Annotated in this window: 18 protein-coding genes and 1 pseudogene; 11 read left to right on the plus strand and 8 right to left on the minus strand. The window is 60.0% G+C overall.

Going from position 1 to position 15,884, the window contains the following annotated elements:
• Positions 1-111: 111 nt before the first annotated feature.
• Positions 112-1,329 carry an alanine transaminase gene (alaC, locus tag V8J63_RS08215; protein WP_110602462.1) on the minus strand — a complete coding sequence of 406 codons (1,218 nt, stop codon included), beginning with the start codon at positions 1,327-1,329 and terminating at the stop codon, positions 112-114.
• Positions 1,330-1,467: 138 nt separating this feature from the next.
• Between alaC and V8J63_RS08220 the strand changes: the two genes are divergently transcribed.
• From V8J63_RS08220 to V8J63_RS08230, 3 genes are all read left to right on the plus strand, one after another.
• On the plus strand, positions 1,468-2,130 hold the full coding sequence (locus V8J63_RS08220) for a LysE family translocator (RefSeq protein ID WP_016773553.1): 663 nt from the start codon (positions 1,468-1,470) through the stop codon (positions 2,128-2,130).
• Positions 2,131-2,199: 69 nt separating this feature from the next.
• Entirely contained in the window at positions 2,200-2,694 is a 495-nt protein-coding gene (locus V8J63_RS08225) for a GyrI-like domain-containing protein (protein ID WP_336463877.1), read from the plus strand.
• Positions 2,695-2,773: 79 nt separating this feature from the next.
• On the plus strand, positions 2,774-3,262 hold the full coding sequence (locus V8J63_RS08230; RefSeq protein WP_336463878.1) for a GNAT family N-acetyltransferase: 489 nt from the start codon (positions 2,774-2,776) through the stop codon (positions 3,260-3,262).
• A gap of 131 nt (positions 3,263-3,393) precedes the next feature.
• Here the strand turns inward: V8J63_RS08230 and V8J63_RS08235 are convergent, their stop codons facing one another.
• Positions 3,394-3,999, minus strand: coding sequence for a pyridoxamine 5'-phosphate oxidase family protein (locus V8J63_RS08235; RefSeq protein ID WP_110602454.1), 606 nt, complete (start codon positions 3,997-3,999; stop codon positions 3,394-3,396).
• A gap of 18 nt (positions 4,000-4,017) precedes the next feature.
• Positions 4,018-4,503: a GNAT family N-acetyltransferase gene (locus V8J63_RS08240; protein WP_024014041.1), complete on the minus strand. Its 486-nt coding sequence runs from the start codon at positions 4,501-4,503 to the stop codon at positions 4,018-4,020.
• A 142-nt stretch (positions 4,504-4,645) separates the two neighbouring features.
• Between V8J63_RS08240 and V8J63_RS08245 the strand changes: the two genes are divergently transcribed.
• From V8J63_RS08245 to V8J63_RS08255, 3 genes are read left to right on the plus strand one after another with little or no spacing between them, the layout of a single operon-like run.
• Positions 4,646-5,071: a YybH family protein gene (locus V8J63_RS08245; protein ID WP_024014040.1), complete on the plus strand. Its 426-nt coding sequence runs from the start codon at positions 4,646-4,648 to the stop codon at positions 5,069-5,071.
• Positions 5,072-5,111: 40 nt separating this feature from the next.
• Positions 5,112-5,456, plus strand: a complete 345-nt coding sequence (locus V8J63_RS08250; RefSeq protein ID WP_024014039.1) for a YciI family protein — start codon at positions 5,112-5,114, stop codon at positions 5,454-5,456.
• Complete coding sequence (locus tag V8J63_RS08255) at positions 5,449-6,684, plus strand: RNA polymerase sigma factor (RefSeq protein WP_336463879.1); 1,236 nt, start codon at positions 5,449-5,451, stop codon at positions 6,682-6,684. The genes V8J63_RS08250 and V8J63_RS08255 overlap by 8 nt, the downstream gene beginning before the upstream one ends.
• Before the next feature lie 363 nt (positions 6,685-7,047).
• Here V8J63_RS08255 and V8J63_RS08260 read toward each other — a convergent pair whose 3' ends face one another.
• The gene (locus tag V8J63_RS08260) at positions 7,048-7,902 is read right to left on the minus strand and encodes a LysR family transcriptional regulator (RefSeq protein WP_125926449.1); all 855 of its coding nucleotides are present in this window, start codon (positions 7,900-7,902) and stop codon (positions 7,048-7,050) included.
• A gap of 89 nt (positions 7,903-7,991) precedes the next feature.
• Here V8J63_RS08260 and V8J63_RS08265 point away from each other — a divergent pair, with 89 nt between their 5' ends.
• On the plus strand, positions 7,992-8,429 hold the full coding sequence (locus V8J63_RS08265) for a multidrug/biocide efflux PACE transporter (RefSeq protein ID WP_130889003.1): 438 nt from the start codon (positions 7,992-7,994) through the stop codon (positions 8,427-8,429).
• Positions 8,430-8,548: 119 nt separating this feature from the next.
• On the opposite strand, the gene V8J63_RS08270 is transcribed toward V8J63_RS08265, so the two are convergent.
• On the minus strand, positions 8,549-9,307 hold the full coding sequence (locus V8J63_RS08270; RefSeq protein ID WP_336354263.1) for an SDR family NAD(P)-dependent oxidoreductase: 759 nt from the start codon (positions 9,305-9,307) through the stop codon (positions 8,549-8,551).
• Between the two features lie 121 nt (positions 9,308-9,428).
• Between V8J63_RS08270 and V8J63_RS08275 the strand changes: the two genes are divergently transcribed.
• On the plus strand, positions 9,429-10,325 hold the full coding sequence (locus tag V8J63_RS08275; RefSeq protein WP_336463880.1) for a LysR family transcriptional regulator: 897 nt from the start codon (positions 9,429-9,431) through the stop codon (positions 10,323-10,325).
• Between the two features lie 137 nt (positions 10,326-10,462).
• On the opposite strand, the gene V8J63_RS08280 is transcribed toward V8J63_RS08275, so the two are convergent.
• Positions 10,463-11,485, minus strand: a complete 1,023-nt coding sequence (locus tag V8J63_RS08280; RefSeq protein ID WP_016773564.1) for a transporter — start codon at positions 11,483-11,485, stop codon at positions 10,463-10,465.
• Between the two features lie 855 nt (positions 11,486-12,340).
• Here V8J63_RS08280 and V8J63_RS27755 point away from each other — a divergent pair.
• Positions 12,341-12,499: pseudogene (locus V8J63_RS27755) on the plus strand (HAMP domain-containing protein); the annotation flags it as partial.
• 117 nt (positions 12,500-12,616) lie between these two features.
• The gene (locus tag V8J63_RS27760) at positions 12,617-13,384 is read left to right on the plus strand and encodes a methyl-accepting chemotaxis protein (RefSeq protein ID WP_442963515.1); all 768 of its coding nucleotides are present in this window, start codon (positions 12,617-12,619) and stop codon (positions 13,382-13,384) included.
• 267 nt (positions 13,385-13,651) lie between these two features.
• Here the strand turns inward: V8J63_RS27760 and V8J63_RS08290 are convergent, their stop codons facing one another.
• Positions 13,652-13,957: a PepSY domain-containing protein gene (locus tag V8J63_RS08290; protein WP_016773566.1), complete on the minus strand. Its 306-nt coding sequence runs from the start codon at positions 13,955-13,957 to the stop codon at positions 13,652-13,654.
• A gap of 156 nt (positions 13,958-14,113) precedes the next feature.
• Positions 14,114-15,241, minus strand: coding sequence for a glycerophosphodiester phosphodiesterase (locus V8J63_RS08295; RefSeq protein WP_076563895.1), 1,128 nt, complete (start codon positions 15,239-15,241; stop codon positions 14,114-14,116).
• A gap of 220 nt (positions 15,242-15,461) precedes the next feature.
• On the opposite strand from V8J63_RS08295, the gene V8J63_RS08300 reads away from it, so the two are divergent.
• Positions 15,462-15,788 carry a DUF2025 family protein gene (locus V8J63_RS08300; RefSeq protein WP_130887352.1) on the plus strand — a complete coding sequence of 109 codons (327 nt, stop codon included), beginning with the start codon at positions 15,462-15,464 and terminating at the stop codon, positions 15,786-15,788.
• Positions 15,789-15,884: the final 96 nt, after the last annotated feature.

Consider the following 15,884-nt stretch of genomic DNA (forward strand, 5'->3'; position numbering starts at 1 on the left):
CTGAAAGCCATTGTGGGAGCGAGCCTGCTCGCGAAGGCGTCGTTTCAGCTGCATCTATGCTGACTGACCCACCGCTTTCGCGAGCAGGCTCGCTCCCACAGGGGACAGGTGTCAGGCAGGGGATTTCGGATTGAAGCCATCCGCGCGGAACATCCCGCGAATCCCGCGCACGGCCTGACGAATGCGGTCCTGATTTTCGATCAGGGCGAAGCGCACGTGGTCATCACCGTACTCGCCAAAGCCCACCCCCGGCGAGACGCAGACCTTGGCCTCGGCCAGCAGTTTCTTGGCGAACTCCAGCGAACCCAGATGCGCATACGCCTGGGGAATCTTCGCCCAGACATACATCGACGCTTTCGGATTCTCGACCATCCAGCCCAGCTCATGCAGGCCCTTGACCAGCACGTTGCGACGCTGACGATACTGCTCGGCGATGTCGCGCACGCATTGCTGATCGCCTTCCAGCGCGGCAATCGCCGCCACTTGCAGCGGGGTGAAAGTGCCGTAGTCGTGGTAGCTCTTGATCCGCGCCAGGGCGCTGACCAATTCCGGGTTGCCGACCATGAAACCGATGCGCCAGCCGGCCATGTTGTAGCTCTTGGACAGGGTAAAAAACTCCACCGCAATGTCCTTGGCCCCCGGCACCTGCATGATCGACGGGGCTTTCCAGCCGTCGTAGACGATGTCGGCATAAGCCAGGTCGTGGATGACCAACACGTCGTATTGCTTGGCGAGGGCGATCACCCGCTCGAAGAAATCCAGCTCCACGCACTGCGCGGTCGGGTTCGACGGGAAGCCAAGGATCATCATTTTCGGCTTGGGGATCGAACCGCGAATGGCGCGCTCCAGCTCATCGAAGAAATCCACCCCCGGCACCAGCGGCACCGAACGCACCTGAGCGCCGGCAATCACTGCGCCGTAAATGTGGATCGGATAGCTCGGGTTCGGCACCAGCACCGTGTCGCCCTGGTCCAGTGTCGCGAGCATCAAATGCGCCAGGCCTTCCTTGGAACCGATGGTGACAATGGCTTCGCTTTCCGGGTCGATATCGACTTCGTAGCGCTGCTTGTACCAGTTGGAAATCGCTCGGCGCAGGCGCGGAATGCCTTTGGACGTCGAGTAACCGTGGGTGTCCTCACGTTGGGCGACCTGCACCAGTTTTTCGACAATGTGCGGCGGCGTGGCGCCGTCGGGATTGCCCATGCTCAGGTCGATGATGTCTTCACCACGGCGGCGAGCGGCCATCTTCAGCTCGGCGGTGATGTTGAACACGTAAGGGGGGAGTCGATCTATGCGCGCAAAGCGGCGCGGCGAACCTTGTTCGGCCATTATTGCCTCGGATAACGTAAGCGCCCGGAACCGTCCGAGCGACGCTGGTCACTGCGGTGACCTGTGGCGGAAGATAAGGGCAGTGATGGCATACTGTCCAGCGCGGTTGTAAACATTTTTTTCAAGGAAAATCGGTCAATGGAATTCACCAGCGGCTTCTTGCTGAGCCTTTCGCTGTGCCTGGATATCGGCGTAGCCAACATCGCGATGATCACCCTGGCCATGCAGCGCGGCTACTTTCAGGGCTTCGCCCTGGGCCTGGGCACCTGCGTCGGCGACCTGATCTATGCGGTGCTGGCCTTGGCCGGCATGACCGTTTTGCTGCAATACGAAACCGTGCGCTGGGTGCTATGGATTGGCGGTTCGGCGCTGCTGATCTACTTCGCGGCGAAGATGATTTATTCGGCGATCCACCACGAAGCGCTGCTGGCGGAAACGGCGGAAGTGGGGCAGAACTCCCATCGCAAGGAATTCTTTCGCGGCATCTTTCTCGCGATGTCGTCGCCGAGTGCGATTCTCTGGTTTGCTGCGGTCGGCGGCACGTTGATCGCCCGGTCCGGTGGCGGTGGTCCGTTGAGTTCGGCGCTGTTTCTCGGTGGTTTTCTCTGCGCCGGGCTGCTGTGGTCGGCCGGTCTGTGCTTCGCGGCAAGCCACGGCGGCAAGCTGCTGGGCGACAAGCTTCTGCGCTACTCCTATCTGGCATCGGCGGCGATCTTCTGTTATTTCGCGGTGTACGTGATCGTTTCTGGCTACAACGAGTTTGTCGGCTCGGGCGCCGTCGAGCAGTTGCACTCGCTGTAAACGTGCGAAACGGGTCGGGCTTTCTATACTCCCAGCCGAATCCACTTTTCCCTTCTGAGGAGTCGCGTCATGGATGAACAACAACGCGTCGAGATAACCGAGCCTCGCTTCGAACACGGGCAATTTCTGCTGATTGCCGGTTTCGGCGGGCGATTCACTCAGGAGACCACCGAAGACATTCCCGCGTTGTGGGAAAAACTGATCCCGCACTTGGGAAAAATCCCCGCGCAAGTCAACGAAATAACCTACGGCGTTTGCTGCAATGCGGATGGCGAGGGCGGTTTCGAATACATCGCCGGGGTGCAGATCGACAACCTCGACGACCTGCCGGAAAAGTACCGCTGGGTTGAAATCCAGCCGCAGAAATATGCCGTGTTCGAGCACAAGGGGTCACTGGCGCAACTCCCTGACACCTTCCAGTACATCTGGAACACTTGGCTGCCGCAGTCCGGCCACGAAGCGGCGGACGCGCCGGAGTTCGAGCGCTACAGCGAGGATTACAACCCGAAACTCAATACCGGCACCCTGGAAATCTGGCTGCCGATCAAGGCCAGAGCGGCGTAACAATCGAGGCGGAGCATGTCAGCCCCGGTGGTTGTGCTTTATGCTGGCGGGCCTTGTTTCCACAGATTTTTGAGCTGCCATGAACACCGTGATCCGCAACGTCAGCGCCGCCGACCTCGACCGCTGCTACGCCATCGAAACCGTCGCCTATGAAGGCGACGAAGCCGCCACCCGTGAAAAGATCGCCACGCGCATCGCCACCTGGCCGGACGGCTTCATCGTCGCCGAGGTGGACGGCGTGGTCGCCGGTTTCATCAATTCCGGCGCGGCGTTCGACGTGCAGATGTCCGACGAAGCCTTCAAGGAACTGATCGGCCACGACCCGAAAGGCCCGAACGTGGTGATCATGTCGGTGGTGGTGCACCCGGATTACCAAGGGCAGGGCCTGGCCAAGCGCCTGCTCACCGAATTCATCGAACGCATGCGTGCCATGGACAAAGCGACGATTCATCTGATGTGCAAGGAACAGCACATCGCGCTATACGCAGGTTTCGGTTTTGCCTACATCAAACCGTCCGAATCTGACCACGGCGGCATGGCATGGCACGAGATGATCCTGACCCTCTGAACTTCAATCAAAACTGTGGGAGCGAGCCTGCTCGCGAAAGCGGTATTTCAGCGAAGCAAGTGTCGACTGACACGACGCCTTCGCGAGCAGGCTCGCTCCCACAGGGTTTTGAGGTGTCTGTAGTTGCGCGGTTAGTAAAGGCTTTCACGCACCCGTTTCGGCGCTTCCCGATCGTAGGTGTCGGCGTCGAACTGGCCGTCATTCAGGCGCTTGTGAAATGCGCCAGCAGATGGCAAGGCCGAGCGCGGCAGGTGCGTTTCGGGATTCCACGCATCCGAGCGGACAAAGGCTTTCGAGCAGTGAAAAAACGCCGCGTCCACCGTCACCAGCAAGACAGTTTTCGCCGGTTTGCCATTCACCGCGAAACTCTCCAGCAACGCCGGTTCATCGCTGATCAGGGCCGTGCCATTGACCCGCAATGTTTCGCCGATCCCGGGAATGATGAACAGCAGCGACACCCGCGAATCGTGCAGCACATTGCGCAAGGTATCGATGCGGTTGTTGCCCGGGCGATCCGGCAGGGCCAACGTGTTTTGATCAATGATCCGAACAAACCCCGGCGCATCACCGCGCGGCGAGTTATCGAGGCCATCGGTCCCCACCGAGCTGACGATCACTAGCGGCGACAGGCGCACCATCGCCTGATAATCCTCGTTGAGAAAGCCGATCTGCTTGCGCACGGCGCGTTCGTGGGGCCGGCCGTAAATGGCTTCCAATGCTTCTATCGAATCGATCATCGTTTATCCCTCTACGATTTAAAAAAACAGCCCCATCCGCCGCTCGTAACCGATCCGGCCCTTGTACGCTTCGCCGCTGTCGACATAGCCATGCCTGGCGTACAGCGCAATCGCCGCCTCGTTATCAGCGTCCACCGACAATTCCAGCCCCTTGATCTCCGGCCACGCCTCGCGGGCGACAGCGGGCAGCGCTTGCAGGCAGGCCTTGCCGTAACCCTTGCCCTGCGCGCGCCGATCGACCTGCAGAGCATGCAATGTGGCGCTGTGTTCGTCGGCCCAGTCGGGCAATACCGGTGGGCGCTTGAGCAGCAGAAACGCTACCGGTACGTCGTCCGCCAGCAGGGCAAAACCCTTTACGCCAGGGCCGGGCTTCGACAGCAGGGTGTGCAAGGCACCGTGGATGTCGCCGGAGAATTTGATCTGCTCGGGGTGAATTTCAATCGACTCGACTTGCTCGCGCTGCAAAGGGCTGAGGCTGTCGTAAGGCACGAGTTGGGCTGACACGGGAATTTCCTTTTTCCTACAAGGATTGAAGCTCGGATTCTAGCGACATTGTTGTCGGCGAAATTTTTTTGTTTGCCCTGTCGATCTACGCAAAGGGCAAACGACTAAGGACGTCTTCACAACAAAAACCACGGAGAACACCATGAGCGCACAAAGCGAAATCCAGACCCTTATCAACACCTACCGCGAAGCAGTAATGGCCAAGGACGTCGAAAAAGTCATGGCCCTGTACGCCGACGACATCGTCTCGTTCGATGCGATCAAGGCCCTGCAATTCAAAGGCAAAGCGGCGTACCGCGCGCATTGGGTCGAGTGCATGGAAATGTGCCCCGGTCCGCACATCTTCGAGTTCCACGAAATCGCCATCGAAAGCGCCGACAACATCGCTTTCGCCCACTGGGTGGCCAATTGCGGCGGCACCAACGACAAGGGCGAAACCCAGAGTTGCTGGATGCGCGTGACCGCCTGTTATCGGCAAGTCGGCGGGGCGTGGAAGATTGCCCACGAACACTGGTCGGCACCGTTCGATCCGATGAGCGGCGCGACGCTGTTCGATGTAACCCCCTGATCTTCAGCCATAGTTGATCCGTTCGAATCAGGAGATCGCCATGAAATACCTATGCTTGGTCTACAGCGATGAACGCCTGCTGCACACCTCGCCGGACAGCCCGGAAGACGCCGAATGCTGGGCCTACGCAGAGTCGATTCAGGGCAGCGGGCGGATGATCGCCGCCGAAGCGCTGGAGTCGGTAGAAACCGCCACCACCGTACGGATGCGTAATGGCAAGTTGTCGATCACCGACGGGCCTTTCGCTGAAACCAAGGAGCAACTGGCCGGTTTTTACCTGATCGATGCCAAGGATCTCAACGAAGCGATTCAGGTGGCCGGCAACATTCCGGCAGCGCGGGTTGGCAGCGTTGAGGTACGTCCGGTGCGGCAGTTGAATGTCTGACGTCCGGGCGCGGGTCGAGCAGGTCTACCGCGAGGATTCGCGGCGGATTCTGGCCACGCTGATCCGCCTGCTCGGTGATTTCGACCTCGCCGAAGAAGCTTTGCACGAGGCGTTCTTCGTCGCGGTCGAGCGCTGGCAACGCGACGGCGTGCCAGACAACCCGCGTACCTGGCTGGTCTCCACCGGACGTTTCAAAGCCATCGATGTGCTGCGCCGGCGCGCGCGGTTCAAGGCGTCGCAACCGTTGCTGATGGCGCAACTCGATGAGCTGGAACAGGCTGACTGGAGTGGCGAAGACGTGGAAGACGATCGCTTGCGGCTGATCTTCACCTGCTGCCACCCGGCCCTGGCGGCGGATGCGCAGGTGCCGCTGACCTTGCGCGAAGTCTGCGACCTCACCACCGAGGAAATCGCCCGTGCTTTTCTCTCGGCGCCGGCGGCGATTGCCCAGCGCATCGTCCGCGCCAAGGCGAAGATCCGCGACGCGAAAATCCCTTATCAAGTGCCCACGCTGAACGAATTACCCGAGCGCCTCGACAGCGTGTTGCGGGTGATTTATCTGGTGTTCAACGAAGGCTATTCGGCCTCGGTCGGTGCCGAGCTGACCCGCGAGGATCTGACGCGCGAAGCGATTCGGCTGGGGCGATTGTTGATGGAGTTGCTGCCGGAGCCGGAAGTCATGGGTCTGCTGGCGCTGATGCTGCTGCATGAATCACGCCGGCCGGCACGAACCTCGCCGAGCGGTGAACTGGTATTGCTCGACGATCAGGATCGCTCGTTGTGGGATGCCCGGTTGATGGCTGAGGGTTGCACGCTGGTCGAGCGCGCGCTGAGTACGCGACGCTTTGGGCCATACTGCCTGCAAGCGGCGATTGCAGCGGTGCATGCGGAAGCGCCGTCGGCGGCGCAAACGGACTGGCAGCAGATTGTCGGTCTGTATGACGTGCTGCTGCGCGCGGTGCCGTCGCCGGTGATCGAGTTGAACCGGGCGGTGGCGGTGGCCAAACGGGATGGGGCGTTGGCCGGGTTGTTGTTGGTAGAAGGGATTTTGGCGCGTGGGGAGTTGCAGGATTACCACTTGGCGCATTCGGCGCGGGCGGAGTTTTGCCGGCAGTTGGGCCGGGTGGAGCAGGCGCGGGCGGCGTATCAGCGGGCGCTGGAGTTGACGCGGCAGGAGCCGGAGCGGCGGTTTATTCGAGCACGTATCATGGCGCTCGAAATGCTCTGACCTTGGCGCTCTGGCTAGTGTGGGCAGCCTGTGGATTGCCCTCACCCTAACCCTCTCCCAAAGGGAGAGGGGACTGATCGGGGGATATTGGAGGGATTCACCGACTTGAACGAATTGTCTTGAATCCATAATCGATAAGGTTTTTCAGGTCGATGCATAACGCCAGACACCTCGGTCGGCCCCCTCTCCCAAAGGGAGAGGGGACTGATTGGGGGATATTGCAGGGATTCACCGACTTGAACGAATTGTCTTGAATCCATAATCGATAAGGTTTTTCAGGTCGATGCATAACGCCAGACACCTCGGTCGGCCCCCTCTCCCACCGGGAGAGGGCTGGGGTGAGGGGCTTTTGATTTCAAGCGCTTATTCGAGCATCTTGCTGAGCAACCAACTCCCTGCCGGCCCCGGCGGATACAAGCGCGACCACAAGGCGTCGACAAACACCGGTTTCGGCCAGCCGCGCACATTCAGCTCTATCAGCAAATCATTGGCATAACGCTGCACCAGCCACCTCGGCAACGGTGCCCAGCCAAAACCCTTTTCAGCCATTTCCAGCAGCATCAGATAACTCGGCGCCGACCACACCCGGCCTTTGCCACGGCTGTCATACGGATTGACGATGGTCGCCAGCCGCAATTCGCGATGTTGCTCGAGGATCTGCTGATCCACATGCTCAAGCTTCGCCAACGCATGCTCGCGGCTGACGAACAAGGCTATCTCCGTGCGCTCGGCCACAGTGGAGGTCACCAGATCCGGCGGGTAGTTGTCCTGCATTTCCGCGAAGGCCAGATGCGCCCGGCCGCGCTGGACCAGTTCGATCAGGTCTTCGCATTCGGCAATCAGGCATTCCAGCTCAAGCTCCGGATAACGCTGCTCGAAACCCACCAGCGCCGCTTCGAAACGATAGGACTGATAAGTGTCGGAAATCGCCACGGTCAGCTTCGGTTCCACACCTTGGGCCAACTGCCGTGCGCTCATCTCCAGACGACTGGTGGCGGCCAGAATCGCCTCGGCTTTTTGCAGCATGACGTGGCCGGCGGGGGTGAGTGTCGGTTTGCGGCTGCTGCGGTCGAATAGCTGCAAATCCAGATCAATCTCCAGACTGGCGACCGCCGCGCTGATGGTCGACTGACTGCGGCCTAACTTGCGCGCTGCCGCCGAGAACGAGCCTTGCGTCGCTGCCTGGACAAACGCCAGCAGCACTTCCTGCGAAGCCATGAACTATCGCCTTGATCGATGGTTATTGGTTATGAAGTATCGGTATTAAGTTGGATCATGGCAACCATCGTCAAACAAGGAGTCAGGCCATGACTGCCCACAAGTCCATCACCGAACGTGTTTTCCAGGCAGTTGGTTTCGAGTTTCTCGCGATCCTGATCTGCACGCCGCTGCTCGCCTGGATCATGCAAAAGCCGCTGCTCGACATGGGCGCGGTGACCGTGTTGATCGCGCTGTTGGCGCTGGCGTGGAACGTGGTGTTCAACCGTTTTTTCGACCGTGCATTGGCGCGGATGAATCTGCCGCACAACGCCTGGGTCCGTGTAGTTCATGCATTGCTGTTCGAAGGTGGATTGATCGTGATGGGCGTGCCGCTGATTGCCTGGTGGCTGTCGGTCAGCCTGTGGCAGGCGTTGTTGCTCGACATCGGCGTGCTGCTGTTCTTCCTGCCGTACACCTATGTCTACCACTGGGGTTATGACGTACTGCGCGAGCGCTTCATGGCCCGCCGCACATATGAAAGCTGAGGTAGCCCTGTGGCGAGGGGATTTATCCCCGTTGGGCTGCGTAGCAGACCCGATTTTGGGGCCGCTCCGCAGCCCAGCGGGGATAAATCCCCTCGCCACAAACGGTCTGTTGGTTGAGGTCAGAGAAACATGCCGCCAGACGCCTCGACCCGCTGACCGTTGATCCACTGTCCACCCTCCGACAGCAGCAGCGCCAGTGCACCGCCAATATCATCCGGCAGCCCTACACGACCCAGCGCAGTGTTGCTGGCAACCATCGCGTTGACCGCGCTGTTGTCGCGCACCGTGCCACCGCCAAAATCGGTTTCAATCGCACCCGGCGCTAGGATATTCACGCCAATCTGCCGCGCCCCAAGCTCTTTCGCCTGATAACGCGTCAGCACTTCCATAGCACCTTTCATTGCCGCGTAAGCGCCGTAACCCGGCAGGCTGAAGCGGGTCAGGCCGCTGGAAATATTGACGATGCGCCCACCGTCATTGATCAGCGGCAGCAATTGCTGAGTCAGGAAAAACGGCCCTTTCAACTGCACATTCATCAGCAGATCGAACTGCTCCGGAGTGGTTTCGCTGAACAGCGCATGCACGCCGACCCCGGCGTTGTTGATCAGGAAATCAAAGCGCTGACGCTCAAAGGTTTGCCCCAATACCTGTTCAACCTGCGCGGCAAACGCGGCGAAGTTTTCGCTGTGGCCGACGTCCAGCTGCAGCATCGCCGCTTTTGCGCCGAGCGCCTGCAATTCAGTGACCAGCGCCTGGGCCTCGTCGGCGCGGCTGTTGTAGGTGCCGATGATGTCGATGCCTTGCGCGGCGAGGTGCAGGGCGGTGCTGCGGCCGAGGCCACGACTGGCGCCAGTGATCAGTGCGATTTTGCGGTTCATGCTGACTTCCTCGATTGCGTTGAGTGGGGATGGAAGAAGTTTATTTATCCGCCCTGAGGTGATAAACACGGCAAAAGCGGAATCACTGATCGGCTCAGCCGAACAATCACCGGGGCTCGCCATGAACAAACTGGAACTGCTGCGGACCTTCGTCCGGGTCAGCGAACTGTCGAGTTTCACTCTCGCCGGGGAAAGCCTCGGCCTGCCGCGCTCCACCGTGTCCGAACAGGTGCAGGCACTTGAAGCCTTGCTCGGCACGCGGCTGTTGCAGCGCACCACGCGCAAGGTGCAGGCCACTCAGGATGGACTGGTGCTGTATGAACGCAGCAAAGATCTGCTCTCGCACATGGATGAAATCGAAGGGTTGTTCCGTCAGGACGAGGCTTCGCTGACCGGGTGCATCCGCGTCGACATGCCGAACATCCTCGCGCGACGCTTGATCATGCCGCGCCTGCCGGAATTCATGGATCGCCACCCGAATCTGCAGATGGAAATCAGCAGCACCGATCGCCGTGTCGATCTGCTGAGCGAAGGTTTCGACTGCGTGTTGCGCATCGGCGCGCAGCCGGATCAGTCGGTGGTCGCCCGGCATCTCGGCGACTTCCCGATGGTCAATTGCGCCAGCCCGGCTTACCTGCAACGTTACGGCGTGCCGCAGACCATCGAGGATCTGGCGCAGCATCGGCTGGTGCATTACGTCGGCGTACTGGGCTCGCGTTCGGAGGGGTTCGTCTATGAGGAAAACGGCGAGGTGCGGCGCGTGGCGATGGCCGGCAGTGTCACGGTCAACAGCACCGATGCCTATGAAGCGGTGTGCCTGGGCGGCTTCGGCCTGACGCAGGTACCGCGGACCGGCATGCAGCCGCATCTGGAAAATGGCGAACTGGTGACCGTACTGCCGCAACACACCGCACCGCCGATGGCGATTTCGTTGTTGTACGCGCGGCAACGGCATTTGCCGCTGCGGGTGCGGGTGTTTATGGATTGGCTCGGCGATGTCGTACGTTCAACGCTCTGACATTGAGCACATTGCCCCTGTGGGAGCGAGCCTGCTCGCGAAAGCGCCATGTCATTCAACATTGATTTATCTGACACACCGACTTCGCGATCAGGCTCGCTCCCACAGGGAGGACCTGTTGTGTGTGGGATTTGCGCTCAATAATCCCCACGCTTGCGAAACGCCCAGCGCCCGGCAATCACGGTGAACGTCGCCACCAGCGCGACCAGTACCCAAAATCCGTGCGGGTCTTGGGACAGCGGCACACCGCCGACATTCATCCCAAAAAAACCGGCAATGATGTTGATCGGCAAGGCCAGGACCGTCACCACCGTCAGGGTGAACAGCGTGCGGTTGCTCTGTTCGTTGAGGTTGGCGGCGATTTCTTCCTGCAACAGTTTGATCCGTTCGCCGAGGGCGGTGAGGTCGTTGATGATCAGCGCAAACTCCTCGGTGGATTTGCGCAACTCCTTGACGTCCTCCTTCTGCAACCACGGCGGCGGACGATTGAGCAGGCGCAGCAACGACCCTGGCTCCAACGCCAGCAGCCGTTGCAGTCGCACCAGCACGCGACGGTTGGCGCCAAGTTCGGCGCGGTTGGTCGACAGGCGCGAGGAGAGCAGTTCGTCTTCGACCTGATCGACACTCAGGCTGGTCTTGCGCACGATCTGCGTCAGCACTTCGCCCTGATCGCGCAGCAAATGCACGAGCAGTTCCGAGGGCGAGCGAAAGCATTCGCCGGCCTTCACCGACGAGCGCAACTTGTCCACCGAGTGCAGCGGTTGCAGGCGCGCGCTGACGATCAGTTTGCTGCGCACGCAGACCCACAGCGTCGACACGTCGGAGGAGACCATGCTGCTGAGGTTGAACACCACATCGTTGACCACCGCCAGCAGCGCCGAATCGACATGCTCGATGCGCGTCGAACGCGAACCTTCGTGCAGCGCTTCGAAAAACTCCTCGGGTAATTGCAGATGACTTTTCATCCAGCGCTCGCACGCGGCGTGGGCCAGGTTCAGGTGCAGCCAGAGAAATTCTTCGCTGTCACCGTCATCCTGCAAACAGCGCAAAGCCGTCGCCGAATCGATCTCGCGCCCGCGCTCCCCGGGCAGGAAGCGAAAGCCGTAGAGCAAGCCAAACAGGTCCGGGGCGCGATGGCTGATATCGAGGCTGTGGTTCATGGCGGCTCGCTGCGAGGAGGGTGTCTGGTGGGGGATTTTCAGGTTCACCTGAGCGGCATCATCGCAAGCCAACATGACCGTTTTGTGACAGCAAAGTGACTGCAAATCAACGCGTTACCGACTGTCGGAAGATTCTCAAGAAGCGCTCTGGCGCGCCGATCTCGGTTGAGTTAGGTTGCGCGCCATTGGCTTTCGGTCATGGTGTGTCGACAGGGAAGTCCGGCCATTTTTCACGTCCGCTCGGGCGTGCCTCATCCCTGCTTCGAGTACCTTGCAATGCTGCAAAAATCCCTGAGAACGCAAATTCTCGCCCTGCTGAGCGGCAGTCTGCTGGCGATATTGTTGATCGCGCTGGCCTGCTTTCATTTCCTCTCCAACGGCGTGCAAAGCTATAGCCAGTTGATCGCCGGCCCGTTGCACACGTCGCAACTGATCGATGAAGCCAACCTGCAATTCAAAGTGCAGGTGCAGGAATGGAAAAACGTCCTGCTGCGCGGCAAGCAACCGGCGGACCTGGCGAAATACTGGAGCCAGTTCGAAGAGCGTCAGCGCGACGTGCAGAATATTCTCGGCGAACTGGCCGGCCAGAAAGGCATCGAGGCAACTCTCAAATCCCGCATCGAACGATTGCGCGAGGAGCATCGCCAGTTGGGCGCGGCCTACCAGAAAGGCCGCGATGCCTACGTCGCTGCCGGTGGTGATCCGAGCGCCGGCGACGCAGCGGTCAAAGGCGTCGACCGCGCCACCAGCGAGCAGATGAGCGCACTGGTCGCCGAGCTGCGCGAGCAGGGCACCGCGCAATCGGCGTTGATCAGCGCCAGCGCTGAGCGCACCGTGTGGCTGGGGCTGCTGGTGATGCTCGCGTCGGGCTTGTTGATCGGTCTGCTGAGCCTGTGGCTGGTCAGCCGCAACCTGATCGAGCCGATCCGCAACCTCATCGATTACGTCACCCGCTTGAGCCGTGGCCAGTTGGCCGTACGTGTTGTCAGCGAGCGTCGCGATGAACTGGGCAACCTCGCCGCCGCAGCGAACACTCTGCGCGATTTTCTGGCGGACACCTTCACTCGCTTGCAACGCAGCGCCGGTGATCTGGACAGCGCCAGCGGCGAGTTGAACGCCATTGCCACGACCATGGCCGGCGGCACCAGCGAGCAATTCAACCGCACTGATCAAGTGGCCACGGCGATGAATGAAATGTCCGCCACCGCCCAGGAAGTCGCCCGTCATGCCGCCGATGCCGCGCGCGCTGCGGACGATGCCGATCACTCGGCGCAGCAGGGTGAAAAGGTCATGCAGACCACCATTCACTCAATCACGCAGATGCGCGGCGAAATCGCCAACACCGCCACGGTGATCCGTCGCCTGGAAACCGACAGCGGTCGTATCGGCAAGGTGCTGGAAGTGATTCGTGGCATCGCCGAACAGACCAACCTGCTGGCGCTCAACGCAGCCATCGAAGCGGCGCGTGCGGGTGAGGCCGGGCGTGGTTTTGCCGTCGTCGCCGATGAAGTGCGCAACCTCGCCCAGCGCACGGCGGAGTCGATCATCGAGATCAACCAGATCATTCAGAACGTGCAGACCGGCGCTGTCGATGCCGCGCAGGCTATCGAGAGCGGCCAGGCGCGCAGTGATGAAAGCGTCGAACAGGTGACCCAGGCCGGCGCGATGCTGGAGCGCATCACCTTGGCGGTGGAGGCGATTCGCGACATGAACCGGCAGATCGCCACGGCGGCAGAAGAGCAGACTTCAGTGGCCGAGGATATCTCGCGCAACCTGACTGAAATCACTGCGATTGCCAGCACCAACCTCGACAACGTGCAGCGCACCGAAAGTGCCAGTCAGAACCTGCATGGGTTGTCGGGGCAGTTGAATGAGGTGACGGCGCGGTTGAGTGCTTGATTTTGGGTGGCGGTTTGTCAGCCCCTCACCCTAACCCTCTCCCGGAGGGAGAGGGGACTGGCCGCAGGGAATGTGTGAATTGCACCGAACTTGCAATACCGAGTCGAACTCGGGTTTGAGCGGCCCGCAAATCGGCTCCCTCTCCTGGGGGAGAGGGCTGGGGTGAGGGGGATCGATTTCACAGACCACACAAAGTTTGCGCGCCAATCCGCAGCCACAAAAAAGCCGCACGATCGTTAAATCGTGCGGCTCTTTAACAGCGGTCTATCAAGTGTCTTGCTTGTCGCTCAGCACTTTACCGGTGGTGGCATCAAAGTCCACGTCGAACTCTTTGCCGTCAGCAGTTTTAAGTTCAACTTCATACTCGTAACCATTGAAGTGGTTATCCAGGTCGGTGTCGGTAATCGTTGCGCCCGGGTGCAGTTTCAGTGCTTCGGCGTTCATCGATTCCAGCGACTTGATCTTGCCGTCCTTGACCAGTTGCGGGATCTGGTCGATGCGAACATCAGCCTGAGCCAGGCCAGCGGTGAGGGTCAGGGCAGCGGCGGTAAACAGGGCAGTCAAAGTTTTCATCGGTTCATTCCTTGGCAGTGCGTTGAAGTGGTTGATCTGTGTAAGTGGGTTCAGATTAACCAGCGCAACTTAACTCACCCTTAAATCTCTGCTTCGCGATAAAACTGCTCTTTGTCGGAGCGAGCCTGCTCGCGAAGCAGGCGACTCGATAACAACTTAGAAACCGTTCTTCTTCAGAACCTCATCAACACTGCCAACAGCCGGACGCTTGTAAAACTTCAACAGTTCACTGGCGCGGTTGGTAAAGATGCCGTCGACACCCGCTGCCATGACTTTCTCGTAGTCCACCGCCTCGTCGACCGTATAAACATGCACCAGCATGCCCTGATCGTGGGTGTACTGGTTCATCCACGGTTGCACCAGGTCGGAGTAACTCTGATCACCACCCTGGGTCAGCTTCGCCGAAGGGCCAGTGCCGATCGCGCCCTGGGCCTTGGCGTAGTCGACCCATTGCTTGAATTCCGCCTCTGACTTGGGTTCCTGCTTGCCGTAGAAAACGTTTTTGTCTTTCTCGCCGGACGCGGCAAACGTCACGGCGGATTTAGGCTCGATGCTGCCTTCGCCGACCCACAACAGCAGGATCTTCGGCACTTGCGGCATTTCCTTTTCCAGCAATTGCAGGCTGTTCTTATCGAAGGTCTGCAGGATCACCTTGCCTTTGCCCTGACCGACGCCGAGCGCACTTTTCGCCAGTTTCGAACCGGCCGGACTGAGCCAGCCGCGATCCTGCAGTTTTTCCTTGAGGTCATGTTCGATGCCGGGAAACAGCTGCGGCTCTTTGGTTTCGATGTACAGGCCCGGCTTGTGCTGCGGGTTGGCGCGGGCGATGTCGATGATTTCATCGAGGGTAAGAATCTTCAGCCCGGCGTACGAGGGGCGTGCGCGGTCAGGATATTTGCTGTTGAACCAGCTGCCGGCATCGAGGGTTTTCAGTTCGGCCATGGTGAACGCGGTGGCCGGGCTGTCCTTGCGCTCGGGGAATTTGCTGGCGACGTCGGTGGTGCGTTGCAGGTTGTCGTCGTGCAGGGCGAAGAGCACGCCGTCCTTGCTGCGCTGCAAATCCATTTCCAGGTAATCGGCGCCGAGGTCACGGGCCAGTTTGTAGGCCGCAGCGGTGGACTCCGGGGCATCGAACGACGCGCCACGGTGGGCGATCACCGCCGGATGCGGAATGCCATGGGCGGCAGCGATTGCCTTGGGCTCCGGGTGGCTGGCGGCATGCGCCTGACCGAGGCCGAACAACAGACTCAGCACCAGAGCGCTTCGGGTAAAAGTGGCAGGCATGGTCGAGTTCCTTTCGCAGGTTTTTTTCGAGACGTACCTTTTAACAATTGACGCGCCGCAGGGCTATCGCCAGACCCACATAAACCGAGCAAAACGGAAATTTCCTGCACTTTTGTGGCGCTGTTTGCAGTACGCTTGCCCTCGGCTGACGCCCCGGCAGAGGGCGCGCCGCTACATTGCCCTGCGTGTAAACCATCGATCATCTTTCGTGAGGTTTACCATGCGCATCACCTCCCAACTCATCTGCCAGGCCGCCGACGATCTCAAAGGCTTCGTCGGCCTCAACCGCAAAACCGGCCAGTACATCGTGCGCTTCAGCGAAGATTCATTCGGCATGGACGTGGCCGACGACGGCATCATCCCCGCCAGTGAATTCGTCTGGGCGAAGGCGTCGGACACCACCATGACGCTCAAGCGCGAGTTGATTCAGTTGCTGCTCGATCAACACATCGACGACCGGATCAACATCACCGAACCGCTACGGGTTTACATGAGCAAGGTTGAAGTGCCGGAGATTGTTGCGGTGCGGAGTCTGGTGCGCGGTTGAGGTATTGCAGTGTGGTTGCGGGCCTCTTCGCGAGCAGGCTCGCTCCCACAAGGATTTCGTGAACGCCACAGATCCAATGTGGGAGCGAGCCTGCTC

Origin of the sequence: Pseudomonas sp. CCNWLW23 (assembly GCF_037095675.1) — a bacterium.
Taxonomy (GTDB): Bacteria; Pseudomonadota; Gammaproteobacteria; order Pseudomonadales; family Pseudomonadaceae; genus Aquipseudomonas; species Aquipseudomonas atacamensis.